Source organism: Pseudoalteromonas sp. KG3 (assembly GCF_030436385.1).
Lineage (GTDB): Bacteria > Pseudomonadota > Gammaproteobacteria > Enterobacterales > Alteromonadaceae > Pseudoalteromonas > Pseudoalteromonas prydzensis.
Window position 1 is genome coordinate 2,518,722 of record NZ_CP098523.1, and the last position, 25,079, is coordinate 2,543,800.

Annotated in this window: 27 protein-coding genes; 25 read left to right on the forward strand and 2 right to left on the reverse strand. The window is 40.1% G+C overall.

Annotated features, from left to right (window positions below; genetic code table 11):
* Positions 1-334 precede the first annotated feature (334 nt).
* From rpmH to NDQ71_RS12100, 24 genes are all read left to right on the forward strand, one after another.
* Positions 335-469: a 50S ribosomal protein L34 gene (rpmH, locus tag NDQ71_RS11985; RefSeq protein WP_004335215.1), complete on the forward strand. Its 135-nt coding sequence runs from the start codon at positions 335-337 to the stop codon at positions 467-469.
* A 7-nt stretch (positions 470-476) separates the two neighbouring features.
* Positions 477-902, forward strand: coding sequence for a ribonuclease P protein component (gene rnpA / locus NDQ71_RS11990; protein ID WP_016710423.1), 426 nt, complete (start codon positions 477-479; stop codon positions 900-902).
* Between the two features lie 126 nt (positions 903-1,028).
* Positions 1,029-1,304, forward strand: coding sequence for a membrane protein insertion efficiency factor YidD (yidD, locus tag NDQ71_RS11995; RefSeq protein WP_064668255.1), 276 nt, complete (start codon positions 1,029-1,031; stop codon positions 1,302-1,304).
* An 8-nt stretch (positions 1,305-1,312) separates the two neighbouring features.
* On the forward strand, positions 1,313-2,947 hold the full coding sequence (yidC, locus tag NDQ71_RS12000) for a membrane protein insertase YidC (RefSeq protein ID WP_301561665.1): 1,635 nt from the start codon (positions 1,313-1,315) through the stop codon (positions 2,945-2,947).
* A 137-nt stretch (positions 2,948-3,084) separates the two neighbouring features.
* Positions 3,085-4,449 carry a tRNA uridine-5-carboxymethylaminomethyl(34) synthesis GTPase MnmE gene (gene mnmE / locus NDQ71_RS12005; protein WP_064668253.1) on the forward strand — a complete coding sequence of 455 codons (1,365 nt, stop codon included), beginning with the start codon at positions 3,085-3,087 and terminating at the stop codon, positions 4,447-4,449.
* Positions 4,450-4,756: 307 nt separating this feature from the next.
* Positions 4,757-5,083: a phage integrase SAM-like domain-containing protein gene (locus NDQ71_RS12010; RefSeq protein WP_301561666.1), complete on the forward strand. Its 327-nt coding sequence runs from the start codon at positions 4,757-4,759 to the stop codon at positions 5,081-5,083.
* Between the two features lie 95 nt (positions 5,084-5,178).
* Positions 5,179-6,078 (forward strand): IS982 family transposase, encoded by a 900-nt coding sequence (locus NDQ71_RS12015; protein ID WP_033103763.1) that lies wholly within the window; start codon positions 5,179-5,181, stop codon positions 6,076-6,078.
* 189 nt (positions 6,079-6,267) lie between these two features.
* Positions 6,268-6,900, forward strand: coding sequence for an isocitrate lyase/phosphoenolpyruvate mutase family protein (locus NDQ71_RS12020; RefSeq protein WP_301561667.1), 633 nt, complete (start codon positions 6,268-6,270; stop codon positions 6,898-6,900).
* A 635-nt stretch (positions 6,901-7,535) separates the two neighbouring features.
* Positions 7,536-7,985, forward strand: a complete 450-nt coding sequence (locus tag NDQ71_RS12025; RefSeq protein WP_064668246.1) for a flavodoxin domain-containing protein — start codon at positions 7,536-7,538, stop codon at positions 7,983-7,985.
* A 428-nt stretch (positions 7,986-8,413) separates the two neighbouring features.
* Positions 8,414-10,303 carry a tRNA uridine-5-carboxymethylaminomethyl(34) synthesis enzyme MnmG gene (mnmG, locus tag NDQ71_RS12030; protein WP_301561668.1) on the forward strand — a complete coding sequence of 630 codons (1,890 nt, stop codon included), beginning with the start codon at positions 8,414-8,416 and terminating at the stop codon, positions 10,301-10,303.
* A gap of 15 nt (positions 10,304-10,318) precedes the next feature.
* On the forward strand, positions 10,319-10,939 hold the full coding sequence (rsmG, locus tag NDQ71_RS12035) for a 16S rRNA (guanine(527)-N(7))-methyltransferase RsmG (RefSeq protein ID WP_301561669.1): 621 nt from the start codon (positions 10,319-10,321) through the stop codon (positions 10,937-10,939).
* A gap of 14 nt (positions 10,940-10,953) precedes the next feature.
* Positions 10,954-11,739 carry a ParA family protein gene (locus NDQ71_RS12040; RefSeq protein ID WP_064668243.1) on the forward strand — a complete coding sequence of 262 codons (786 nt, stop codon included), beginning with the start codon at positions 10,954-10,956 and terminating at the stop codon, positions 11,737-11,739.
* A 17-nt stretch (positions 11,740-11,756) separates the two neighbouring features.
* Positions 11,757-12,674 carry a ParB/RepB/Spo0J family partition protein gene (locus NDQ71_RS12045; RefSeq protein WP_301561670.1) on the forward strand — a complete coding sequence of 306 codons (918 nt, stop codon included), beginning with the start codon at positions 11,757-11,759 and terminating at the stop codon, positions 12,672-12,674.
* Between the two features lie 142 nt (positions 12,675-12,816).
* The gene (locus NDQ71_RS12050; protein WP_064668241.1) at positions 12,817-13,197 is read left to right on the forward strand and encodes an ATP synthase subunit I; all 381 of its coding nucleotides are present in this window, start codon (positions 12,817-12,819) and stop codon (positions 13,195-13,197) included.
* Positions 13,198-13,212: 15 nt separating this feature from the next.
* Positions 13,213-14,067: a F0F1 ATP synthase subunit A gene (gene atpB / locus NDQ71_RS12055; RefSeq protein ID WP_192541264.1), complete on the forward strand. Its 855-nt coding sequence runs from the start codon at positions 13,213-13,215 to the stop codon at positions 14,065-14,067.
* 60 nt (positions 14,068-14,127) lie between these two features.
* A complete protein-coding gene (gene atpE / locus NDQ71_RS12060; RefSeq protein ID WP_004588071.1) occupies positions 14,128-14,361 on the forward strand; it encodes a F0F1 ATP synthase subunit C in 234 nt (77 codons plus the stop codon).
* Positions 14,362-14,402: 41 nt separating this feature from the next.
* Entirely contained in the window at positions 14,403-14,873 is a 471-nt protein-coding gene (atpF, locus tag NDQ71_RS12065; RefSeq protein ID WP_016710497.1) for a F0F1 ATP synthase subunit B, read from the forward strand.
* 16 nt (positions 14,874-14,889) lie between these two features.
* A complete protein-coding gene (gene atpH, locus NDQ71_RS12070; RefSeq protein ID WP_283709752.1) occupies positions 14,890-15,423 on the forward strand; it encodes a F0F1 ATP synthase subunit delta in 534 nt (177 codons plus the stop codon).
* Positions 15,424-15,437: 14 nt separating this feature from the next.
* The gene (atpA, locus tag NDQ71_RS12075) at positions 15,438-16,979 is read left to right on the forward strand and encodes a F0F1 ATP synthase subunit alpha (RefSeq protein WP_064668238.1); all 1,542 of its coding nucleotides are present in this window, start codon (positions 15,438-15,440) and stop codon (positions 16,977-16,979) included.
* A gap of 60 nt (positions 16,980-17,039) precedes the next feature.
* On the forward strand, positions 17,040-17,900 hold the full coding sequence (atpG, locus tag NDQ71_RS12080; RefSeq protein WP_301561671.1) for a F0F1 ATP synthase subunit gamma: 861 nt from the start codon (positions 17,040-17,042) through the stop codon (positions 17,898-17,900).
* 33 nt (positions 17,901-17,933) lie between these two features.
* Positions 17,934-19,319, forward strand: coding sequence for a F0F1 ATP synthase subunit beta (gene atpD, locus NDQ71_RS12085; protein ID WP_064668236.1), 1,386 nt, complete (start codon positions 17,934-17,936; stop codon positions 19,317-19,319).
* A gap of 13 nt (positions 19,320-19,332) precedes the next feature.
* Complete coding sequence (locus tag NDQ71_RS12090; RefSeq protein ID WP_283709751.1) at positions 19,333-19,755, forward strand: F0F1 ATP synthase subunit epsilon; 423 nt, start codon at positions 19,333-19,335, stop codon at positions 19,753-19,755.
* Positions 19,756-20,098: 343 nt separating this feature from the next.
* On the forward strand, positions 20,099-21,457 hold the full coding sequence (gene glmU, locus NDQ71_RS12095; protein ID WP_192541260.1) for a bifunctional UDP-N-acetylglucosamine diphosphorylase/glucosamine-1-phosphate N-acetyltransferase GlmU: 1,359 nt from the start codon (positions 20,099-20,101) through the stop codon (positions 21,455-21,457).
* 185 nt (positions 21,458-21,642) lie between these two features.
* Positions 21,643-22,188: a DcaP family trimeric outer membrane transporter gene (locus NDQ71_RS12100; protein ID WP_301561672.1), complete on the forward strand. Its 546-nt coding sequence runs from the start codon at positions 21,643-21,645 to the stop codon at positions 22,186-22,188.
* Here the strand turns inward: NDQ71_RS12100 and NDQ71_RS12105 are convergent.
* Positions 22,113-23,293 (reverse strand): IS3 family transposase gene (locus tag NDQ71_RS12105; protein ID WP_192543254.1). Its coding sequence is split into 2 segments (ribosomal slippage): positions 22,113-23,035 and positions 23,035-23,293, totalling 1,182 coding nucleotides; the frame shifts between segments, so codons are not numbered across the junction. The two genes, NDQ71_RS12100 and NDQ71_RS12105, sit on opposite strands and share 76 nt — an antisense overlap.
* A 47-nt stretch (positions 23,294-23,340) precedes the next feature.
* Between NDQ71_RS12105 and NDQ71_RS12110 the strand changes: the two genes are divergently transcribed.
* Positions 23,341-24,045, forward strand: a complete 705-nt coding sequence (locus NDQ71_RS12110) for a hypothetical protein (protein WP_301561673.1) — start codon at positions 23,341-23,343, stop codon at positions 24,043-24,045.
* A 40-nt stretch (positions 24,046-24,085) separates the two neighbouring features.
* Here NDQ71_RS12110 and NDQ71_RS12115 read toward each other — a convergent pair whose 3' ends face one another.
* Positions 24,086-24,988, reverse strand: a complete 903-nt coding sequence (locus tag NDQ71_RS12115) for a LysR family transcriptional regulator (protein ID WP_192541258.1) — start codon at positions 24,986-24,988, stop codon at positions 24,086-24,088.
* Positions 24,989-25,079: the final 91 nt, after the last annotated feature.

The following is a 25,079-nucleotide window of genomic DNA, read 5'->3' on the forward strand; positions in this document are numbered from 1 at the left end:
ACAATCAATACACTGATTTTAAACAACAATTATTTTTAACTCGAAACCATGATCATAGCAAAAAAGGGCTTAGATCGCGATCAAATAATGTGATCTATTTTAGTTACCCCAAGCTTTTATGCACTTTTTATACAGAGCCTGTGGAAAACTTCTTAAATATAAGGATCCTAGCAGATCCCGCAGCTCTATCTATTATCCCCTCTCTATTATAAGTGCGATTATGGTTGACTTTAAGGCGCTTCATCGATAATATCTCGCGCTCGCAATGGCACCTGTGCCAGGATCGCGACCTGCATAGGATGTTTTAACCTTTAACCGATCGGATGGAATTGTTATGAAAAGAACTTTTCAACCTAGCGTTTTAAAACGCAAACGTGCACACGGTTTCCGTGCTCGCATGGCAACTGTAAATGGCCGTAAAGTATTAGCTCGTCGCCGCGCTAAAGGCCGCAAAGTTCTTTCTGCTTAATATATAAGTGGAAGACTTTAACTTTGGCAGGGAGTTACGTCTGTTAACTCCCTCGCATTACTCTCGCATCTTTAATGAACCCGCTCGGGCCGCAACTCCTTTCTTTACCTTATTAGCAAAACCCAATGACCAAGCAAAACCTCGCTTAGGACTCACAGTCGCTAAAAAACGGGTTAAAAAAGCTTGCCAACGAAACCGTATTAAACGTCTTGCTCGCGAAAGTTTTCGTTTAAACCAACATACTATTGATAATATCGATATTGTGCTGATGGTTAAAAGTGGTATAGATGAACAGTCAAATGAAGAGCTAACCAAACAACTCACTAAATTATGGCGTAAAATTAATGAACGCTGTAAACCAGGTGCACCAAAACCACCGCCGTTTAAAAAACGCCCCAACAAATCGGCTAAATCCAATAAACAAAGCCAATAGCAATAGAATTATAGGGTTAATTAAGGTATCTTTAGCTCACCTTTTAATCATGCATTTAAAATTCTATATTGGGCGTTTAAATTCATGGTATCCATTCACTAAATATTACGCAGAGGCTAGAACATCATGAGGTTACTAAAACCACTTGTTGCTTTTCCTAAGCGCTGTTTAGTGTTATTAATTCGTGGTTATCAAAAGTGGATTAGTCCGCTGTTAGGTCCGCATTGTCGTTTTAATCCAACCTGCTCCAGTTATGCTATTCAAGCAATTAATTTGCATGGATCAGTAAAAGGGAGTTGGTTAGCGGTTAAACGCATATTAAAATGTCATCCTTTACATTCAGGTGGGGATGATCCCGTACCTGAAAAATTAACCCATATTAACCACCAACACGAGAAATAAGAGCTGTTATGGAATCGCAACGCACGTTTTTATTCATCGGCTTGATGCTTGTATCGTTTTTATTGTTCCAAGAGTGGAATAATGACTACAACGCACCAAAAGTCGATCCTAGTGCCAACACACAAACACTACAAACAAATTCCCCTGACTCAGATGATTACGTTCCATCATCAACTGACGGTGAATTACCAACTGCAGCAACCAGTGCAAAACGTTCAGTAATCGATATTACAACTGACGTATTCACAGTAAAAATTGATACCCGCGGTGGTGATATTGTTGAATCAGACCTACTCCAATATGAAGAAGTAAAAGGTGAAGAAACACCATTTATGCTATTGGGTGAGTTTGATGGCAACCAATACTTCTCACAAAGTGGTTTAATTGGTTTAAATGGCCCAGATGCCTCAAAAGAGGGTCGTCCAGTTTACAGTACTGAACAAAAAAGCTTTACCCTTGAAGGTAATGAGCTTCGTGTTCCTTTAACGTTTACTGATAGTAAAGGGGTTACTTTTACTAAAACCTACGTATTCAAAAAAGGTGAATACGATGTTGCTTTAGAATACACAGTAAACAACACCACTGCTGAGCCAATTCAAGTACAGCTGTACACGCAAATTAAGCGTACAGTTCAAGAAAAAGGCAGCTTAGTTGATCAAAATTACCTTGGTGCTGCTTATGGCTCAAGCGAAGAAAAATACGACAAATACAGCTTTTCAGACATGGCTGATAAAAACCTTAGCATTAATACCCAAGGTGGCTATGTTGCCTTTATTCAGCATTACTTTGTAAGTGCTTGGGTACCTGTACAAGAACAACAAAATACACTTTACAGTTTAATTGCGTCAGGCAATGCTGCAATCATAGGTGCTAAAGGTGAGCCCGTAAATATACAAGCTAACCAACAAACTACCATTGGTGCTACTTACTACATGGGCCCGAAAGAGTCTGATAAGTTAGAAGCTATTCACCCTAACCTAGATCTAACTGTAGACTACGGTTGGTTATGGTTTATCTCACAGCCATTATTTGTATTACTAAAATGGTTGTACGGCATTTTAGGTAACTGGGGTCTGGCGATTATTGCCATTACTATTATTGTTAAGTCATTAATGTATCCACTGACTAAAGCACAATACACGTCAATGGCGAAAATGCGTGCTCTGCAACCTAAAATGGCCGCACTTAAAGAGAAGTATGGCGACGACCGTCAAAAGTTCGGTCAAGCAACAATGGAAATGTACCGCAAAGAGAAAGTAAACCCTATGGGTGGCTGCTTCCCAATTTTGCTACAAATGCCAATCTTCTTAGCCTTATTCTACGTATTCTTAGAATCAACAGAACTGCGCCATGCTGAGTTTGTATTATGGTTAACTGACTTATCAGCAATGGACCCATACTACGTATTACCCGTTTTATTTGGTGTAAGTATGTTTGTGACGCAAAAGCTACAACCAATGACAGTAACCGATCCGATGCAACAAAAGATGATGACCTTTATGCCGGTTATCTTCTCTGTGTTCTTCCTTTGGTTCCCATCTGGTTTAGTACTTTACTGGTTAGTGTCTAACCTGATTTCAATCGCGCAAATGCTGATCATTTACCGCGGTATGGAAAAGCAAGGAATAAAAGTAAGGGGCTAATAGCTCTTTAACTTAGAAAAAGGCGGCTTCGGTCGCCTTTTTTATTGGCTGTTTTTAGCCGCAGCTATTCGCTACAAATAACGGCATAGGTTACAATACGCACATATCGTTATTCATTTAATTGGCAAATTATTAGCATGATCAATCAAGATACAATTGCAGCACAAGCAACCGCCCCTGGTCGTGGTGGCGTTGGTATTATTCGCGTTTCTGGCAATTTAGTAAAAACCGTTGCCGAGCAGATTATTGGTCGTTGCCCTAAAGTGCGCTACGCCGATTACGTGCCATTTAACAGTCTTGCTGGCGAGCAACTTGATCAAGGTATCGCTATTTATTTTGCCGGGCCTAACTCATTTACTGGCGAAGACGTACTGGAACTACAAGGTCATGGTGGCCCTGTTGTACTGGATATGCTACTTAAAGAAATTAGCCAGATTGAAGGCGTACGATTAGCCAAGCCAGGTGAGTTTTCTGAGCGCGCCTTTATGAACGACAAAATGGACTTAACCCAAGCAGAGGCCATTGCCGACTTAATTAATGCAACGAGTGAACAAGCCGCTAAAAGTGCCTTACAATCACTGCAGGGTGAGTTTTCAAAGCATATTGATACCTTAGTCGAAAAAGTCATTCACTTGCGTATGTACGTTGAAGCGGCCATTGATTTTCCTGATGAAGAAATCGATTTTCTATCCGACGGTAAAGTCGCCGGTGACCTAAATACCATTATTGAACAACTTAATAATGTTACTAATCAAGCTAAGCAAGGCAGCATCATGCGTGAAGGTATGCGCGTGGTAATTGCAGGTCGCCCTAATGCAGGTAAATCGAGCTTACTAAACGCTCTTGCAGGAAGAGAAGCCGCCATCGTAACCGAAATTGCCGGGACCACTCGTGATGTGCTACGAGAACATATTCATATTGATGGTATGCCACTACATATTATCGACACTGCAGGCCTTCGTGAAAGTCCAGACCGAGTTGAGCAAATCGGCATTGAGCGGGCGTGGGATGAAATAAACCAAGCTGATCGCGTACTATTTATGCTTGATGGCACTGATACCAAAGACACCGACCCGCACGCTATTTGGCCAGAGTTTATGGCCAAGCTTCCGCAAGGTATGGGGGTCACTGTGATCCGTAATAAAGCCGATTTATCGGGCGACGAAGTTGGTATGAGCGAAAACCAGCAATATCCAGTGATCAGCTTAAGTGCTAAAAATGCTGATGGTATAGAGTTAGTTCGTACTCACTTAAAGGCATGTATAGGGTTTCAAGGGGCTACCGAAGGCGGCTTTATGGCGCGTCGTCGTCACTTAGATGCGCTCGACAGCGCAGCTCACCATTTACAAACAGGTAAAGACCAATTAGAGATGCATATTGCCGGTGAAATTCTTGCTGAAGAACTGCGTTTAACACAAAACTACTTAAACGAGATCACCGGTGAATTTACCTCAGATGATCTACTAGGTAAAATATTTAGCTCATTCTGTATCGGTAAATAACAAGGTAAACCAAAGGAAAGAAACATCCAAATAAAGTTAAAATATCTAATATATTCATAAATTTAATAACTTTTTCATCTTTCTCTAGCTTCCTTTAGTTTCATAATATGGGCCTCGAATGGCCCACCTACTTCTTTCTTGTGGGCCACTATTGGTCCACCAAAGAGGAAGTTATTATGAAACTAACCATCGAGAAAAAATCAGCTGATAGCGCAGGCCGCCAACAACTACTGTTAACCAGAAATTAGGTTCTTACCTAAACGAAAACGGCAAACGAGTAAAACGCCGTAAAAGACAATCATTAGACTTGTTTATTTATGCCACTCCTAAAGACAAGTTTGAACGAGATCACAATAAAAAGACCCTAGATATTTCTGAAAAGATAAGGGCACAAGCAGTTGTCGATTTAGCTAACAACAAGCATCATTTTGAAGACTCAGAAAAACAGCAAGAAAGCTTTTATAGCTACATGCAGCAAATAATAAATGACAAAGAGCACACAGACAGCAAATCAAACGTATCCCTATGGGAATCAGCATTAATCCATTTGCAAAAGTACTGTGAGGGTAACCCTTTATCCTTTGCTGACTTCGATGCTGATGTGTTATTAGGGTTCAGAACATACTTAACCTGAGCTTCGGATAAGAAATTACTAATTTAAAGGAACTAAATGCTCGTTCCATGATCCGATCATTCGACCAAGAGTGATTAGAACAAAAAGGAACGAGCATGAACAAGTTAGTTGAAACGTACTGTGATGTCGATGATTTTTCAAAGTTATTTTTCCCAAGCTGGCAGCGTATATTGCTCGAAAATGGTGAAATTAAACGTCGAAGAGCATGCCGCTTATCTCCGTCAGAGGTGATGACTATTATCATCCATTTTCACCAGTCACATTACAGAGATTTCAAAAACTACTACCTTCACTATGTTTGCCGTCAACTTAAAGCCTATTTTCCAGAGTTGCTGAGTTACACAAGGTTTCTCGCGCTTATGCCTAGTGTGGTGGTTCCGATGTGCAGTTACCTCACATCAAAACTTGGCAAGCCCACAGGTATACAATTTGTTGACTCCACTAAAATAGAAGTGTGTCACATCATCAGAGCTAAAAGAAATAAAGTGTTTGAAGGCGTTGCTCATCATGGAAAAGGCACTATGGGTTGGTCATATGGATTCAAACTACACTTAATAATTAATCATTTAGGTGAGATTGTGGCGCTAAAGCTCACAACGGGCAATGTGGATGATCGAGAGCCTGTTTCTGATATGGCGGACTCTATCTTCGGAAAACTCTATGGCGACAAAGGTTATATCAGCAAAGCGCTCTCTGGTGAGTTACTAGAAAAAGGTGTCGAGTTAATCACGACGGTTCGAAAGAATATGAAGAAAAAATTTATTTCATTGTGGGACAGGGCTTTATTGAAAAAACGATTTATAATCGAAACGGTGAATGATCAATTGAAAAACATTTCTTACATTGAACACTCTAGACACCGCAGTATGCATGGCTTTATGCTAAATTTACTTGGTGGATTAATTGCCTATTGCCTAAAAGAGGAAAAGCCGTCATTAGATTTAACATCGCAAGAACTTGAAATTTTAGAGAGTAATAATCTAATGTTGGCTTAACCAGATCTCAGGTTGTATTAAGTATCCCTGATTCAACAGGCTACCAAAAACAATGGCAGCTTTATGGTAATTAAATAACCAGAAGTATTAAAAAGCCTTAGCAGCAGTGCTAAGGCTTTTTTTATGCCAATAGCGTTAAAAGTAGCTGCTGGAGATAGATTTATTGGTTAAATATTAAAGTCGGGTATTATGCCTCGATTAGCGTTCAATACCGAATATGGTGAGCAATGCTCATTTGCAGAATTTTTAAATCAACTAAAACCAATTGTAAATGCGGTTAGCATCCCTATTTCTGTCGATATAGAATCAGGCTACAGTAATGACATAAACACTATTTGTCAGCATGTTTTAGCCGTGGCTAAACTAGGCGCTGTCGGTATAAATATAGAAGATTCAGATAAAGTAACGGGGAAATTACGCCCTCAAGAACAGCAAATAGCGATACTAGTCGCCATTAAAAATACCTTAAATCGGCATGGATTTTCGCAATTATTTATAAATGCACGAACAGACTGTTTCCTGCAAACAGCTAAAATTGGCCCAACAATAACAAGATCTTTAGCATACCAAGCGGCCGGCATTGACGGAGTATTCGTCCCTGGATTAACTGATTCAGCAGCAATAAAACAACTAACAACTGCGTTAAGTGTGCCTGTAAATATAATGGCTGATGAGCTAGCAAGCGATTCGCGCAGGTTATTTGCTCAAGGCGTGCAACGTTTTTCGCTTGGTAATGCCCTATTTGATGTGACAAAACACTTTATTTTAACGGCCAGCTGTTCCTTTAATAACTCTAAAAATTGCGATCATTTGTTCCAGTGATAGTTTTTCAACGCAAAATAGATAACGCAAAGATCAAAATTAGTGACGGAAATACCAACAAATCTGAAAATTGATCTAACAGAGCCCAAATTGTTATCCACAATTTGGGCTTTTTTGCTCATTTTTAACAAAGCGAGCAATAAAAATCAGATTATTTATTAGCGTAAACCAACAATTTAGTACAATAAATCCACGAAATCGTTATTTATAGCCGTTAATTTTTAAATCAGCCGCCTTTTTAAAGTGATTTTTAACTTTTTTAAAATTAATTTACAGCAACAATGATCGTTATCAACAACTGATCTATCCACATCTAGATCGTCACTTTAAAAATTATAAACAATCTCGTCATTCTGCTTTTATAAAAATAAAAATCAATTACTTAGCACTGTTTAAATATCAAAAATAATGGTTATGATCTTACTTTCCCACTTTTTATCAACAGCTTGATCATAAGATTACACATTGGAATATTTTATTTATTAATCTAAATATCAATTAGTTACAATAAAAATATAAAAAAACACAACATCTGTACCTAAAAAACTTATACAAAAGTATATTCAAGGCTTTACTGCTGACTAAACTCAGTTATCATAAGCGCACTAATAAGCAGTTATGTGATCAGATCAAAAATGAACTCCGTCAATATCATTATAGGCAGCCAAATGGGATCAGCTGAGTATGTAGGTGAACAGCTTGCAGAACAGCTAATAACACAGGGGATCAACACTGAAGTTCATGATCAACCTAACTTTTCTGAAATAAATCAAGAAAATACAATTTGGTTACTCTGCACATCAACGTATGGTGCGGGAGATTATCCTGAAAATCTCTTAGCTTTCGTAGAAGATATTAATCAAGTCGATGATTTAAAAGGTTTAAATTTTTCAGTTATCGGCTTAGGAGATACCAGTTACGATACTTATAATCTAGCTGGACGTAACCTTGAACAACTATTACTAAGCAAAGGTGCTCACCGTATTGCCGATCGTTTAGAGTTGAATATTCTTGATGAACAACTCCCAGAAGACACTGCATTAGCTTGGTTACCAAGCTGGATCGAAAAAGTCAGTAGTATTTAATTAAGATCACGATATTGATCCACAATAAAAGTTACCCACAATTTACTGAGTATTTAGATATGATTGTGGATAAACTATGATCTAACTGCGTTTTAAAGGTATCTTATCCATTGGATAAGATCTGATCCAACACCCTCTGTGTATAAACAGCCTTTTTGATCAGAGCTTGTAATCAGTTAGATCCGATCATATTAACACCTTTAGATCCGATCTAACTTTATGTTTTAATAAGTGAATTAAACCTTATCAACAGAAATGTTGCTCAGTAGTAGTAACAGTAATAAAAGATCTCTTTAAAAGATCCTTTATATTATTAGAGATCATTTACTTAGATCTTGCCCATAGTTTAATCATTTATCTTCTGACAATTTATAGGTAGAATACGCTCCCCCTTGGAAGTTTGCTGGTTGATTAAGTAGGATCCCGAAATGATTTTTCACGAAAATTTTGATGTTATTGTTGTTGGTGGTGGACATGCAGGTACAGAAGCTGCGTTAGCTGCTGCACGTATGGGTATGAATACTCTACTGTTGACTCATAATATGGATACCCTTGGTCAAATGTCATGTAATCCAGCAATTGGTGGGATTGGCAAAGGTCATTTGGTTAAAGAAATCGATGCCCTTGGTGGCGCAATGGCCCAAGCGATCGATAAAGGTGGCATCCAGTTTCGTACTTTAAACTCTTCTAAAGGCCCAGCAGTACGAGCGACTCGTGCGCAAGCTGATCGCGCATTATATAAAGCCGCTATTCAAGATATTTTACAACATCAAGAAAACTTAAAGATCTTTCAACAATCGTGTGATGATCTTATTGTAGAAAATAATCAAGTAACCGGTGTTGTAACCCAGATGGGACTACGTTTTAGCGCCCCATCAGTTGTGTTAACTGTAGGAACTTTCCTTGGCGGACAGATCCATATTGGTTTAGAAAACTTTAAAGGTGGTCGTGCAGGTGATCCACCTTCAATTGCTTTAGCAAATCGGTTACGTGAATTACCATTTCGCGTTGATCGCTTAAAAACCGGCACACCACCACGTATTGATGCACGGACTGTTGATTTTAGCAAAATGCAAGAACAACCAGGTGATGCACCAACACCGGTATTTTCATTTATGGGTAAACAAGCTGATCATCCACAACAAATAGCGTGTTATATCACTTATACTAATGAAAAAACCCATGAAGTAATTCGTAACAACTTACACCGTTCACCTATGTATTCTGGTGTAATTGAAGGGATTGGCCCACGCTATTGCCCGTCTATCGAAGATAAAATTGTGCGTTTTGCTGATAAAGACAAACACCAAATTTTTGTTGAGCCTGAAGGTTTAACTTCTTATGAACTCTACCCTAATGGTATATCAACAAGCTTACCGTTTGATGTGCAATTAGAGATTGTGCAATCGATCACTGGTTTTGAAAATGCCCATATTTGTCGCCCAGGTTACGCTATCGAGTATGACTTCTTCGATCCTCGCGATCTTAAAAAGTCGTTAGAGACCAAGTTTATTGACGGTTTATTCTTTGCTGGCCAAATAAATGGTACTACTGGCTATGAAGAAGCCGGTGCACAAGGCTTAATTGCAGGTATGAATGCGGCATTGCAGGTACAAGGTAAAGAACCTTGGACACCACGTCGCGATGAAGCTTATGTTGGTGTACTAATTGATGATCTTACGACGCTAGGCACTAAAGAACCGTACCGTATGTTCACCAGCCGTGCTGAATACCGCTTATTATTACGTGAAGACAATGCTGATATCCGTTTAACCGCTAAAGGTCGTGAGTTAGGTTTGATTAATGACGAGCGTTGGCAGGCATTTAATGACAAAATGGACATTATTGCTAAAGAATCACAACGTATTAAAGACGTTTGGATCCATAAAGATCACGCAGTTATTGAGCAAGTGAATAGCTTGCTTAAAACACCATTAACGCGTGAAGCGAGTTTAGAAGAATTATTACGTCGTCCTGAGATCCGTTATAATGATCTGATGGCGATCGATGGCTTAGGATCAGAGTTTGATCACGCTGCTGCATTAGAGCAGGTTGAGATCCATACTAAGTACGCAGGTTATATTGCCCGTCAACAAGATGAGATCAATAAACAGCTTCGTCATGAGTTGACTATTCTACCGAAAGACTATGATTATTCGATTGTTTCAGGTTTATCAAATGAAGTGGTCGCAAAATTAACCGAAGCGCGTCCTGATACGATAGGCCAAGCATCGCGTATTTCAGGTATCACGCCAGCGGCGATTTCGCTATTATTAGTGTATCTGAAGAAGCAAGGCTTGCTGCGCAAAATTGCGTAGCCATTAAGGAATACTGTGTTACAGCAACAATTAACCACTTTGTTAGCGCAAACTGATATTGCGCTAACCGAAAAACAACAGCAACAACTTGTTCAATATGTTGAATTACTTAACAAATGGAACAAAGCTTATAATTTAACCTCAGTGCGTTTACCTGAGGATATGATGATTAAGCATATTATGGATAGCTTAGTTGTTGCTCCTCACCTACCCGGTCATCATTATATTGATGTTGGTACAGGTCCTGGTCTTCCTGGTATCGTGTTAGCGATTGCATTACCTGAGACACAATTTGTGTTATTAGATAGCTTAGGCAAGCGAGTGCGTTTTTTAATGCAGGTAAAACATGAGCTAGGTCTTAAAAATGTAACCCCAGTGCAGTCTAGAGTTGAAGATTATCAACCAAGTGTTAAATTAGATGGTGTATTAAGTCGCGCATTTGCATCTTTACAAGATATGGTTGACTGGTGTTCGCACTTGATTGATCATTCAGGTAAATTTATTGCTTTAAAAGGCGTGTTTCCAAGCGAAGAGCTAGAGTCATTACCGGCGGGTATTAAATTCGAGCAAAAAATCGCCTTGGAAGTGCCTAAGTTAGATGCGCAAAGGCATTTAATTATTTTATCTAAAGACTAGGGATCAGAGACACTGTGGCAAAAGTCATCGCATTAGCAAATCAAAAAGGTGGAGTAGGTAAAACTACGACTGCTGTAAATCTCGCTGCGTCTATGGCTGCAACCAAACGCAAAGTGCTGTTAATTGATCTTGATCCGCAAGGTAATGCGACTATGGGAAGTGGCGTAGATAAGTATGGTGACGTGCCAACTATTTACGACTTACTCATTGAAGATAAACCTATAGATGACGTTATCATCAAAGAAACGTCAGGCGAATACCATATGATCGCTGCAAACGGTGATGTAACCGCAGCAGAAGTCAAATTGATGGAACTCTATGCCCGTGAAGTGCGGTTACGTAACGCGCTTGAAAAAATTCAGGATCAGTACGAATTTATTTTTATCGACTGTCCTCCTTCACTGAATATGTTAACAGTGAACGCCATGGCAGCCGCCGACTCTATTTTAGTTCCTATGCAATGTGAATATTATGCCCTAGAAGGCTTAACTGCATTAATGGACACCATTACCCAATTAGCCAAGTTAGTTAATCCAAAACTACAGATTGAAGGGATTTTACGTACTATGTACGATCCTCGTAATCGTTTGGCCAATGATGTATCAGAGCAGCTTAAACAGCATTTTGGCGATAAAGTATACCGCACAGTGATCCCACGTAATGTACGTTTAGCAGAAGCGCCCAGTTTTGGTGCACCAGCTATGTATTATGACCGGGCATCAAGTGGTGCTAAAGCGTATTTAGCACTTGCTGGTGAAATGTTACGCAGAAAAGAAAAAATATCCCCAATCGTCGCCTAACTTGAGGTAAAAAGAACATGTCTGCTAAAAAACGTGGCTTAGGCCGAGGACTCGATGCTTTATTAAGTTCGTCAAAGCCTGCACCGAGTATCGACAAAGAACAACTCAATACGAGTGAGCAGGATGTTATTGTTCCGCCAACCAGTAGTGAGTTGCAAAAGCTACCCATTGAATTCTTACATTCAGGTAAATATCAGCCACGTAAAGACATGTCAGAAGAAGCGCTCGAAGAACTAGCCAGTTCAATTCGCTCGCAAGGCATTATTCAACCTATCGTAGTGCGTCCGGTTGCAAAGGACAGCTATGAAATTATCGCCGGTGAACGTCGCTGGCGCGCTGCACAAATAGCCAAGCTTGATGTAGTGCCATGTATAATTAAAGACGTACCTGATGAAGCGGCTGTGGCTATTGCACTGATTGAGAATATTCAGCGCGAAGATTTAAATGCAATGGAAGAAGCGGTTGCGTTACATCGTTTATTAACTGAATTTGAATTAACCCATCAACAAGTAGCAGATGCAGTTGGCAAATCTCGCACTACCGTTACCAACTTATTACGACTAAATAATCTTAATGATGATGTTAAAATATTGTTGGAGCATGGTGACATTGAAATGGGCCATGCACGCTGTTTATTAGCCCTTGAAGGTGAAGCGCAATCTGATGCTGCCCGACTGGCTGTTGCTAAAGCCCTCACCGTCCGTGAAACTGAAAAACTAGTACGTTCAATTTTAGAGCCTGCACCTAAGAAAGAGACTGTGGAAAAAGATCCAGATGTCAAACAGTTAGAACAGCAATTGGCTGATAACTTAGGGGCTAAAGTAGAAATTAACTACAACAAAAAAGGCAAAGGGAATTTGGTTATTTCGTACACTAATCTAGAAGAGTTAGACGGAATTTTAAGCCGTATAAACGCTGAGAATTTCGAGCATTAATAAATATCATGTCCAAAAAGAGACATTCGTCGTAAATTTGCACCACAATACACCGACTCAAGTTGCAAAACTGGCAGGAATCAGTATAATTTCGCCAGTTTTCATGCCCTGACAAATAGAATGCCAATAAGGTTAACTAAACGTGACAAATAAGTTAGCAGCGCCTTATCGATTGGCTGCGTTAAAATTAATCTATTTGCAAGGCTGTGTAGCTGTAGTTGCTGCCATAATCGTATTTTTAGGTTGGGGAGTAAGTGCCGGTCTCTCAGCATTAGCTGGAGGCGCTGTAGCCGTACTTCCTCACTGTGTATTTGCCATCTATGCATTCAGATATATGGGTGCAAGCAGAGCAGATCAAGCGTATGCCTCGTTAAAACGTGGTAACGGACTAAAATTTATGCTGACAATCATTTTGTTTGCGCTAGTACTAAAGCATTTTCCGGTAATTTTATTACCTTTCTTTAGTAGTTATGTACTGGCGTTATTTACTGGATTGTTTGCACCCGTTTTTTTTAAACATTAACTTTTGGGATATAACATGGCTGAAGAAGTGACTATATCAAGCCATATCCAGCATCACTTAACCAATGCTAAGATGTGCTCGACCGATACCGGTCTAGCCTTCAATAAAGCATGTGCGGACAGTGGTTTCTGGACATGGCATATAGATACCCTTGCATGGTCTATCGGACTAGGTCTAATATTTTTATGGATCTTCCGTAGTGCCGCTAAAAAATCAACAATTGGTGTACCAGGAAAATTTCAATGTTTTATTGAAATGATCGTTGAGTTCGTTGGTGACAACGTACGCGATACCTTCCACGGTAAGAGCAAGCTTATTGCACCATTAGCATTAACAATATTCGTTTGGATATTCTTAATGAACTTAATGGATTTAATACCAGTTGACTTCTTACCTGCATTTGCCGGCTTCGTTGGCGAAAACGCATTTGGTATGGATTCTCATGATGTATACATGAAAATCGTACCGACAACTGACATCAACTTAACCGCTGCTTTAGCGTTAGGCGTGTTTATTCTGATGATCGGTTACTCAATTAAAATCAAGGGCATTACCGGTTTTATTGCTGAGCTTACACTTCATCCGTTTAGCTCAAACAATAAGCTTGCAATGATTTTCTTAATCCCTTGTAACTTATTACTAGAACTAATTGCCCTTGTGTCTAAGCCTTTCTCGTTAGCACTGCGTTTGTTCGGTAACTTATATGCTGGTGAGTTGATATTCATCTTGATCGGCGCAGTTGGTTTAATGCAACTACCGTTGCACTTTGTTTGGGCTGTTTTCCACATCTTAGTAATCGTGTTACAAGCATTCGTATTTATGATGCTAACGGTTGTTTATCTAAGTATGGCAAGTTCAGACAATCACTAATTTATAGCTTTACAAATTTACTTTTAACTTTAATTTACAATTGAAACTTTGGAGAAAAAAATGGAACTAGTATTAGGTCTTAAGTATATCGCAGTTGCTTTACTTATCGGTTTTGGTGCTATCGGTACTGCAATCGGCTTCGGTAACATGGGTGGTAAATTCCTTGAAGCATGTGCGCGTCAACCTGAGCTTGCACCTTCACTACAAGTTAAGATGTTCATCCTTGCTGGTCTAATCGATGCTGTTGCAATGATCGGTGTTGGTATCGCGATGGTAATCTTGTTCGTACTTTAATTTTATTTTTTGAACAGCTTACTATTTAAGGAGGAGCGGTCGTGAACTTAAACGCCACTCTTATCGGTGAACTAATTGCATTTACGGTGTTCGTACTTTTTTGTATGAAATTCGTATGGCCACCACTAAACGGTGCAATTGAAGCTCGCCAGAAGAAAATCGAAGATGGTTTAGCTGCCTCTGATAGAGCCGAAAAAGACTTAGAACTTGCGCAAAAGAAAGCTGCTGAACAGCTTAAAGATGCAAAAGCTCAAGCGGCTGATATCATTGATCAAGCTAAAAAGCGTGCCGTGCTAATTGTTGACGAAGAAACAGTTCGTGGTCAGCAAGAGCGTGAAAAAATTATTGCTCAAGGGCATTCTGAAATCGAATCAGAGCGCAACCGCGTAACAGAAGAGCTACGTAAACAAGTAGCTACTCTGGCAGTGGTTGGTGCTGAACGTATTTTAGAGCGCGAAATCAATCAAGCCGCACATAGTGACATCGTTGAAAAACTTGTCGCTGAGCTGTAATTAGGAGGGTATGAGCATGTCTGAATTGACTACTATCGCTCGCCCATACGCTAAAGCGGCTTTTGAACTTGCCGTTGAAAAAGGCACCATTGAAAGTTGGAACGACATGTTGTTCTTTGCTGGCCAAGTAGCCAGCAACGAACAAGCATCAAGCGTTTTAGCTGGTATGCCTACTGCTAAAGCACAAGCTGAGTTATTTATTAAAATTTGTGCTGAGCAGCTCAACGAACAAGGTCAGAACCTAGTTAAGGTGATGGCTGAAAATGGACGTTTGATAGCCCTACCTGCAGTTGCAGAGTTATTTGCTAAGTTTAAAGCAGAATACGATAAAGAAATCGAAGTAGACGTGATTTCGGCAACTCCTCTTGCTGCAGCGCAGCAGGATACATTGGTAGCGGCACTTGAAAAACGTTTCGCACGCAAAGTTAAGCTGAATTGTAGTGAAGACGCAGCAGTGGTTGGTGGGCTTATTATTAAGTCTGGTGACACTGTAATCGACGGCTCAATACGCGGTAAATTAAACCGCTTAGCCACAACACTACAATCGTAATTGGGAAAAAGAGCATGCAACTTAATTCCACTGAAATTTCAGATCTGATCAAACAACGTATTGAGCAGTTCGAAGTTGTAAGTGAAGCTCGTAACGAAGGTACTATCGTATCTGTTACAGACGGTATCATCCGCATTCACGGTCTAGCTGACTGTATGCAAGGTGAAATGATTGAGCTTCCTGGCAACCGTTATGCTATCGCACTAAACCTTGAGCGTGACTCAATTGGTGCAGTAGTAATGGGTCCATACGCTGACCTTACTGAAGGCGTAAAAGTTTATACAACTGGTCGTATCTTAGAGGTTCCTGTTGGTGCTGGTCTACTTGGTCGTGTTGTAAACACACTAGGTGCACCTATCGATGGTAAAGGCGCTTTAGATAACGACGGTTTTGAGCCTGTAGAAAAAATTGCACCAGGTGTAATCGAGCGTAAATCAGTAGATGAGCCAGTACAAACTGGTTATAAATCTATCGACGCTATGATCCCAGTTGGTCGTGGTCAACGTGAACTTGTTATCGGTGACCGTCAAACAGGTAAAACTGCACTAGCAATCGATGCAATCATCAACCAGAAAAACACAGGCGTTAAGTGTGTGTATGTTGCGGTTGGTCAAAAAGCCTCTACTATTGCTAACGTAGTACGTAAATTAGAAGAGCACGGTGCACTTGCAAATACAATCGTAGTTGTTGCATCTGCTTCTGAGTCTGCGGCACTTCAGTACTTAGCTCCGTTCTCGGGCTGTACTATGGGTGAATACTTCCGTGACCGTGGTGAAAACGCATTAATCGTATATGATGATTTATCTAAGCAAGCTGTTGCTTATCGTCAAATCTCATTGCTACTTAAGCGTCCACCAGGTCGTGAAGCATACCCAGGTGACGTATTCTATCTTCACTCTCGTCTTCTTGAGCGTGCATCGCGTGTAAACGCTGAGTACGTTGAAAAGTTCACCAATGGTGAAGTGAAAGGTAAAACAGGTTCATTGACGGCATTGCCAATCATTGAAACTCAAGGCGGCGACGTTTCTGCGTTCGTACCGACTAACGTTATCTCTATCACCGATGGTCAGATCTTCTTAGAAACTGACTTATTCAACTCAGGTATCCGTCCGGCAGTAAATGCTGGTATCTCGGTATCGCGTGTTGGTGGTGCTGCACAAACTAAAATCGTTAAGAAACTAGGTGGCGGTATCCGTCTAGCCCTAGCTCAGTACCGTGAATTAGCTGCGTTCTCGCAGTTCGCGTCTGACCTTGATGATGCAACACGTGCTCAACTTGAGCATGGTGAGCGTGTAACAGAGCTAATGAAGCAGAAACAGTACGCGCCAATGTCTGTTGCTGAAATGTCTTTGTCGTTATTTGCAGCTGAGAAAGGTTATCTGAAAGATATCGAAATCCCTAAAATCATGGATTTTGAAGCAGCTTTACTTTCTTATGCAAACAGCACATACGCAGAGCTTGTGGCTCAAATCAATGAAACTGGTAACTACAACGCCGAGATCGAAGCGCAACTTAAAGAACTTCTAGAGAAGTTCAAGTCTACGCAAACTTGGTAATTTAGTTATTAATGGTGCGCTTTAGTTTGCTAAAGCACACCTTGATTCGGAGAGAGAGTCATGGCCAGCGGAAAAGAGATTAAAAGCAAGATCGGCAGTATTAAAAATACTCAAAAGATCACCAGCGCAATGGAAATGGTTGCTGCGTCTAAAATGAAAAAGGCGCAAGAACGAGTGGCTTCAAGCCGTCCATACGCTGACAAATTACGTAAAGTGATTGGTCGTGTTGCTCAAGCAAATCTTGATTTTACTCACCCGTTCTTAGAAGAACGTGAAGTAAAACGAGTTGGTTATATTGTTATCTCTACTGACCGTGGTCTGTGTGGCGGTTTAAACTCTAACGAGTTTAAAAAAGTTGCACTAGATGTTAAAGCGTGGAAAGAAAAAGGCGTAGATGCTGATTTTGCTACTTTAGGTAGTAAAGCAGCTGGCTTCTTTCAACGTTTTGGTGGTCAAGTGCTTGCTAAAAAAGCGGGTTTAGGAGATAAACCTTCAGTACAAGACATTATTGGTCCTGTAAAAATAATGCTAGATGCATTCTCTGAAGGCAAAATTGACCGTTTATTCTTGGTATATAACAACTTCGTTAATACCATGAAGCAAGAGCCAATGATAGATCAGTTACTCCCTTTGCCAAAAGCTGAAAAAGAAGTATCTGCTTACACATGGGATTACTTATATGAACCAAACCCAGAGGCTATTTTAGAGTCTTTGTTAGTGCGTTTCATTGAGTCTCAAGTATACCAAGGTGTAGTTGAAAACGCTGCCTCTGAACAGGCCGCCCGTATGGTTGCAATGAAAGCTGCAACTGATAACGCTGGCGACCTTATGGATGAGTTACAGCTTGTTTATAACAAGGCCCGTCAAGCGGCAATCACACAAGAAATTAGTGAGATTGTTTCTGGCTCAGCCGCAGTTTAATGCTTCTGGCAAAGATTAACGAGAGGAATAGACATGAGTTTAGGTAAGGTCGTCCAAATTATCGGTGCCGTTGTGGATATTGAGTTTTCACAAGACAACGTGCCAGCCGTATATGACGCGCTAAAAGTAACAGATGGCGATTTAGCTGGTTTGACTCTAGAAGTTCAACAACAGCTAGGTGGTGGTGTGGTACGTACTATCGCACTAGGTACTACAGACGGTTTACGTCGTGGTGCATTAGTATCAAACACAGGTGAAGCGATTCAAGTTCCAGTTGGTAAAGCAACACTTGGTCGTATCATGAACGTACTTGGTGAGCCAATCGATGAAGCTGGCCCAATCGGCGAAGAAGACCGTATGTCTATTCACCGTGCAGCGCCTACTTACGAAGAGCAATCAAGTTCAGTAGAACTTTTAGAAACTGGTATCAAGGTAATCGACCTTGTATGTCCATTTGCTAAAGGTGGTAAAGTTGGTTTATTCGGTGGTGCCGGTGTTGGTAAAACCGTAAACATGATGGAACTTATCCGTAACATCGCAATCGAGCACAGCGGCTACTCAGTATTCGCAGGTGTTGGTGAGCGTACTCGTGAGGGTAACGATTTCTACCATGAAATGAACGATTCAAACGTACTTGATAAAGTATCGCTTGTATACGGTCAGATGAACGAGCCTCCAGGTAACCGTTTACGCGTAGCGTTAACTGGTCTTACTATGGCTGAAAAGTTCCGTGACGAAGGTCGCGATGTACTTTTCTTCGTAGATAACATCTACCGTTACACGCTTGCTGGTACAGAAGTATCTGCACTACTTGGTCGTATGCCATCAGCGGTAGGTTACCAACCTACACTAGCTGAAGAAATGGGTGTACTACAAGAGCGTATCGCTTCAACGAAGACTGGTTCAATTACTTCAATCCAAGCGGTATACGTACCTGCGGATGATTTAACGGATCCATCTCCAGCAACTACCTTTGCTCACTTAGATGCAACAGTAGTACTTTCACGTGATATCGCATCACTTGGTATCTACCCAGCGGTAGACCCACTTGATTCATCTTCACGTCAACTTGATCCATTAGTAATTGGTCAAGAGCACTACGATACAGCACGTGGCGTTCAAACAGTTCTTCAGCGTTATAAAGAACTTAAAGACATCATTGCAATCCTAGGTATGGACGAGCTTTCTGACGAAGATAAGCAACTTGTATCTCGTGCACGTAAAATCCAACGTTTCCTATCTCAGCCATTCTTCGTGGCAGAGGTATTCACAGGAGCGCCGGGTAAATACGTGTCACTTAAAGACACAATTGCTGGCTTCAAAGGCATCTTAAACGGTGAATTTGATGATATGCCAGAGCAAGCGTTCTACATGGTTGGCTCTATCGAAGAAGCTCAAGAAAAAGCCAAAAGCATGTAATTAGGAGGGTAGTATGGCAGCTATGACTGTACATCTTGACGTAGTAAGTGCTGAGCAGAGTTTATTTTCTGGTTTAGTTGAATCTATTCAAGTAAGTGGTAGTGAAGGTGAGCTAGGTGTTAATGCTGGTCACGCTCCACTACTAACTGCCCTTAAACCTGGTATGGTACGTTTAGTTAAGCAATTTGGTGAAGAAGAATTCATCTATATTGCTGGCGGTACACTAGAAGTTCAACCGAACATAGTGACCGTACTTGCTGATACAGCAGTTCGTGGTGAAGACCTAGACGAACAAGCTGCAGAGCAAGCTAAACGTGACGCTGAAGCCCAAATGGCTAAAGGCGGTTCTGCTGAGTTTGATTATAATCAAGCCGCAGTGCAACTTGCAGAAGCAATTGCACAACTGCGCGTTATTCAGCAATTACGTAAAAAGTAAGCCTATCTGGTTTTTAAAAAGCCCACTTTATGTGGGCTTTTTTGTGTTTGTTTTATGAGTACCGTAAAAATTATTAATATGATTACGTTGTCATTTTTTGATTAACCCTACGTAAATTGATTTAATTTACTTTAAGAGGTATTTAGCCTTGTTTTTACTTATATCCTTCACCAATCCTCGCTACAATAGTCACAAATAAAGCGAAGAATGATTTCAGCTTAGATTCAGTGGCTATTGCTAGATTGCCATTGTGTAAGTGCACATGATGTGACTTACTCAATCTTTTTTGAATTTACAAACGCTTACTCATTTCATAAAACAAAGAAAGAAGGAAATTGTTTTAATGTCTCTGACTACAGTGATTCTTGCTGCGGGTAAAGGTACTCGTATGCGTTCAGCTCTACCTAAGGTATTGCATAAAGTGGCGGGCAAGCCAATGGTGCAACACGTTATCGATAATGCCAAAGCGCTTGGTGCAAGCTCTACTAATTTAGTTTTTGGTCACGGCGGCGAACGCTTACAACAACAACTTGCCGATAACAACGTAAACTGGGTACTGCAAGCTGAGCAGCTTGGTACTGGGCATGCAGTGGCACAAGCAAACCCACATATCAATGATGAAGACACAGTATTGGTTTTATACGGTGACGTACCACTGACAAAGCAATCAACCCTTGAGCGCTTATTAGCCGCAACACCTAAAAATGGTTTAGCTGTATTAACGGTAAATTTGGTAAACCCTAATGGTTATGGCCGTATGTTACGTGTTGATGGCAAGCTAGTGGGTATAGTTGAACAAAAAGATGCAACCCCAGAGCAATTACTTATTAACGAAGTAAACACCGGCATCATGGCTGTAAATGGTAAACTATTAAAAAGCTGGTTAGGTAATTTATCTAACGAAAACGCGCAAGGTGAGTATTACTTAACAGACATCGTTGCTATGGCACACAGTGAAGGTGTTGAAATTAGTTCAGCACAGCCAGACCACCCAATGGAAGTGGAAGGTGCGAATAACCGCGTACAACTTGCCGCTCTTGAGCGTGCTTATCAAGCATGGCAAGCAGAACAGTTAATGCTTAATGGTGCAACGCTTGCCGACCCTGCCCGCATTGATGTTCGTGGTGAAGTAACAACCGGTGAAGATGTACTAATTGATGTAAACGTTATTTTTGAAGGGAAAGTTACCCTAGGTAATAACGTTGATATCGGCCCTAACTGCGTTCTTAAAAATTGCACTATTGGCGATAACGTGATTATTAAAGCCAATACCTTAATTGAAGATGCCAGCGTTGCTGATAAATGTACGCTAGGGCCTTATGCTCGCCTACGCCCTGGTGCAGTTATGGAAGAAGACTCACATATTGGCAACTTTGTTGAGATGAAAAAAACCCGTTTAGGTAAGGGTTCTAAAGCAAACCACTTAAGTTACTTAGGTGATGCGGAAATTGGCGAAAAAGTGAATATTGGCGCCGGTACAATTACTTGTAACTATGATGGTGTAAATAAAGCCAAAACCATTATTGGCGATAACGCTTTTATTGGTTCTAATTCATCATTAGTTGCACCCGTAAATATAGGTGCAACAGCAACAATTGGTGCCGGTTCAGTAATCACCAGTACTGTTGAAGATGAGCAGCTCGCAATAGCACGCGCTAAACAACGTAATTTAACGGGCTGGAGCCGACCGGTTAAAAAATAAAAACCTTTAAGACATAATAGCGAATGCCTACATTCGCTATTATGTTGACATACATATCTCATATGTATCATTTTCTGTTTCAATTATGTTAATTTTGGAAAAATAGAATAGCTTTTTTATTGTTTACCAATAACCTATAACCCTCTAAATTGAGAGTCCTAGGACTATAATTAAAAAGGTATAACATGAAACACACAATTACAGCGCTGTCTTCCTCTATTGCATTATCGCTTATTTCTTTAAGTTATTCTTCATCTAGCCAAGCTGCGATTGAGTTAGCAAATATTGATATCGGCGGTCAAAAAACAAAAGTTGAACTTGGCGGATATGCAAAAGCAGATGTACGCCATGTTTCTGGTGATATAGCTTACCAAGATTATTGGACGGGTAACCTCCCGCAAGGTGAGCCTATTGATACCTCCCATACCGGCTTTAATGTTAAAGAATCAAGAATCAATTTAAAAATTCAGCATGGAGAAGTTATTGGTTTTGCTGAAGTAGATTTCTATGGTGGCGGTGGTAATGAAGTTGTAAGTAATTCTTCTAATAATCGTCTTCGCCACCTATATATTCAATATCAAGATTGGCTTGTTGGCCAAACGTGGTCAACATTTATGCCATTGGTTGCAATTCCAGAAACGCTAGACTGTAGTGGTCAACTAATTTTGGCCACAGTTTTAGAATCTTGGTATCTAACCTCAGATTCATTTGGCGCTAAACCAGCATTATAATGATGCGGTCTAACATTATTGTAATATCCATTTATGTAATCGCTTACGCTATATTTAGCTTCTTTAAAGTTTTCATATCCAACCTTTGGCATCCATTCCGTTTTAAAGCTTCTAAAAAATCGCTCCATAGCCGCATTATCCCAACAATTTCCGCGTCGACTCATACTTTGTGTAATTTTATAGCGCCATAAACGTTGGCGGTACTTCAAGCTCGTATAATGGCTCCCTTGATCTGAGTGAAACATCAACCCACTTGGCTTACCTCTACTTTCATAAGCGAGTTCAAGCGCCTTTAGTGTTAAATTAGTATCTGGCGACAACGACATTGCCCAACCAACCACTTTACGCGCAAATAAATCAATAACGACCGCTAAATAAGCCCAGCGATTGCCTGTCCAAATATACGTTACATCACCGCACCACACAGTATTCGGTTCAATAACATCAAACTGCCTATCAAGCAGGTTTGGGATTTCAAGGTGTTCATTACCACCGCGCTTATATGAATGTTGAGGAATTTGGCAACTTTCAAGCTTTAACTTAACCATTAGCTTAGCAGCACGATAACGGCTCAATTCAAAATCATTGTTTGTCGCTATTGTAGCTATTGTCCTTGCACCTGCTGAGCCTCCACTCATTCTATGTATTGCTTTAACTTCAGCCTCTAACCTTACTTGCTCAGGTGTCGGCGTTGTATCGCGTATAGCCCAATATTTATAGCTGCTGCGATGCACATCGAATACGCCACATAGCACGCTAATGGGATAATGCTCTCGTTGATTTAACTTCTCGATTAACGAGAATTGTTCAGGGAGTCGGACATCAAGAGAGCGGTAGCCTTTTTTAATATGTCCTTTTCTAATTCAATGCGTTGGATTTGCTTTTTAAGTTCACGAATTTCAATTTGTTCGGGCGTCATTGGTGAAGCCGATAGTGACTGACCATTACGCTCTTGCTTTAATTGAGTAACCCACTTACTTACGGTTGATTTACCAACACCCATAGCCTTGGCTGCATCTTCTTGCGTATAACCTTGGTCGACTACAAGCTGAGCCGTTTCTAATTTGATTGCCGCAGAATACGTTGCGCGTTTTAATTTCGTCATTTTTTCACCCAAATTTGTATGCTTATTAGCATAACATTTCTTTCTTAATGGGTGGCCAAAATCACTGTACCACTACAGACTTTGGTGGTCCTCATGTTGGTGAGGTTTTCGTTCGTCAAACACAAATTCGTTATAGTCATGGTGGATGGCAGTTTGCGATTGAAAGTCCTGAAACAAATGGTGATGGTGATACTGGGGCAGCCTCTAGTGGCGTTGGTGTGACAGGCGCAGACGCTGATAAGGATGAATCAATTCCTGACTTTGTTGCTCGCTACAACTACAAAAAAAGCTGGGGTGAATTATCCGTTGGGGCATTACTTAGAAAGGTAGATCAAGGCGGCATAGATGAAACATCGATCGCTGGTAGCTTTTCGGGGAAAATAAATACATTTGGTAACGATGACTTTCGATTCCAACTAACTGTGGGTGAACCAGGTCGTTATACTGGTGCAGGATTTACACCTGATATCGTAATTGAAGATGGTACAGACGTTGTTGTTGAAAAAACAACGGCATACACTGTCGCTTATAAACATGTTTGGGTTGATAGCTGGCGTTCAACGCTATTTTATGGCGGAGCCACTACAGACGTTACAGAAAAAGACCGCTCTCATATGGGGGTTAACTTAATAACCAATGTAACCGACGATTTAAATGTAGGTGTTGAATTGGGTCAATATGCTATTGATGATAAGAATATGGAAAGTATTGATTCTAACTATTTACAATTTTCGGCTAAATATACTTTCTAAGATTATATAAGCAACGGTTAAAAATAATAAAAAAGCACACTTAATCATAGTGTGCTTTTTTTTGTTGCAGCGACTCTCGTAAGTGCGATACCAATAACTTTAATTTTTTATCAGGCTGCCTTACTTTGGGGTACATGGCGTACATGCCCATTTTTTTATGTGTAAAAGGGCTTAAAATTTGTGTTAATGAATTATCGTTTAATTCTTCAAATACCAGCGCTAAAGGTAAATAGGCGATACCTAAATTACTAAGCGTAGCTTGCTTTATTGCATTTAGGTTATTACTTCGAAAGTGACCATTAACAGGGAGTAATTGTTCTACGTCATCAATTAATAATGGCCATACTTCATTGCTTTTATTTTCAAATGTATAGAGCAAACATTGATGACTTTGTAGGTGCTCAGGGACTGAAGGTGTACCAAGCTTTTTTAAATAGCTCGGAGTAGCACAGATAATCCACTGGCTATCAATTAAACGTCTTGCAACTAATGATGAATCTTCAAGTTTAGCGGTTCTAATGGCTAAGTCATAACCTTCTTCAATAAGATCAACTAAACGATTGGTAACATTTAACTCAACTGAGACACCTGGATAGATTTTACAAAACTCAGCAATAGATTGACTGAGAATTAAGTCTGCAGAAACGACAGGTACTGTCATTCGTATATTACCTTTAATTTCATCACTATAACTTGTGATTGCATTTTCAGCTTCTTGAAATGCACTTTTCGCTATTTTTGCTTTATCGTAGAGTGTTTTACCTGCATCTGTAAGGCTTAATTTTCTGGTTGTTCTGTAAAGTAACTGGGTATTTAAACTTTCTTCTAAACGAGCTATGCGCTTGCTGACAACTGAGTTCGTTAACGATAGTTTATCCGCAACTTTAGAAAATGAGCCCTCATCAACTACTTGAACTAATAAAATCAAATCATCAGCTTTCATTATAATTAGTTCCTTAAATAGTGTAATTTTCATTTTATTATATCAAAAAAGGAAAATGATTTTACCTTTTGTTGCAATATATCAATTAATT

Coding starts and splice junctions, on each gene's coding strand:
- rpmH (WP_004335215.1), top strand. CDS start 335: ATGAAAAGAACTTTTCAACCTAGCGTTTTAAAACGCAAACGTGCACAC.
- yidD (WP_064668255.1), top strand. CDS start 1,029: ATGAGGTTACTAAAACCACTTGTTGCTTTTCCTAAGCGCTGTTTAGTG.
- yidC (WP_301561665.1), top strand. CDS start 1,313: ATGGAATCGCAACGCACGTTTTTATTCATCGGCTTGATGCTTGTATCG.
- mnmE (WP_064668253.1), top strand. CDS start 3,085: ATGATCAATCAAGATACAATTGCAGCACAAGCAACCGCCCCTGGTCGT.
- NDQ71_RS12015 (WP_033103763.1), top strand. CDS start 5,179: ATGAACAAGTTAGTTGAAACGTACTGTGATGTCGATGATTTTTCAAAG.
- NDQ71_RS12020 (WP_301561667.1), top strand. CDS start 6,268: ATGCCTCGATTAGCGTTCAATACCGAATATGGTGAGCAATGCTCATTT.
- NDQ71_RS12025 (WP_064668246.1), top strand. CDS start 7,536: ATGAACTCCGTCAATATCATTATAGGCAGCCAAATGGGATCAGCTGAG.
- mnmG (WP_301561668.1), top strand. CDS start 8,414: ATGATTTTTCACGAAAATTTTGATGTTATTGTTGTTGGTGGTGGACAT.
- NDQ71_RS12045 (WP_301561670.1), top strand. CDS start 11,757: ATGTCTGCTAAAAAACGTGGCTTAGGCCGAGGACTCGATGCTTTATTA.
- atpB (WP_192541264.1), top strand. CDS start 13,213: ATGGCTGAAGAAGTGACTATATCAAGCCATATCCAGCATCACTTAACC.
- atpE (WP_004588071.1), top strand. CDS start 14,128: ATGGAACTAGTATTAGGTCTTAAGTATATCGCAGTTGCTTTACTTATC.
- atpH (WP_283709752.1), top strand. CDS start 14,890: ATGTCTGAATTGACTACTATCGCTCGCCCATACGCTAAAGCGGCTTTT.
- atpA (WP_064668238.1), top strand. CDS start 15,438: ATGCAACTTAATTCCACTGAAATTTCAGATCTGATCAAACAACGTATT.
- atpG (WP_301561671.1), top strand. CDS start 17,040: ATGGCCAGCGGAAAAGAGATTAAAAGCAAGATCGGCAGTATTAAAAAT.
- atpD (WP_064668236.1), top strand. CDS start 17,934: ATGAGTTTAGGTAAGGTCGTCCAAATTATCGGTGCCGTTGTGGATATT.
- NDQ71_RS12090 (WP_283709751.1), top strand. CDS start 19,333: ATGGCAGCTATGACTGTACATCTTGACGTAGTAAGTGCTGAGCAGAGT.
- glmU (WP_192541260.1), top strand. CDS start 20,099: ATGTCTCTGACTACAGTGATTCTTGCTGCGGGTAAAGGTACTCGTATG.
- NDQ71_RS12100 (WP_301561672.1), top strand. CDS start 21,643: ATGAAACACACAATTACAGCGCTGTCTTCCTCTATTGCATTATCGCTT.
- NDQ71_RS12110 (WP_301561673.1), top strand. CDS start 23,341: ATGGGTGGCCAAAATCACTGTACCACTACAGACTTTGGTGGTCCTCAT.
- NDQ71_RS12115 (WP_192541258.1), bottom strand. CDS start 24,988: ATGAAAGCTGATGATTTGATTTTATTAGTTCAAGTAGTTGATGAGGGC.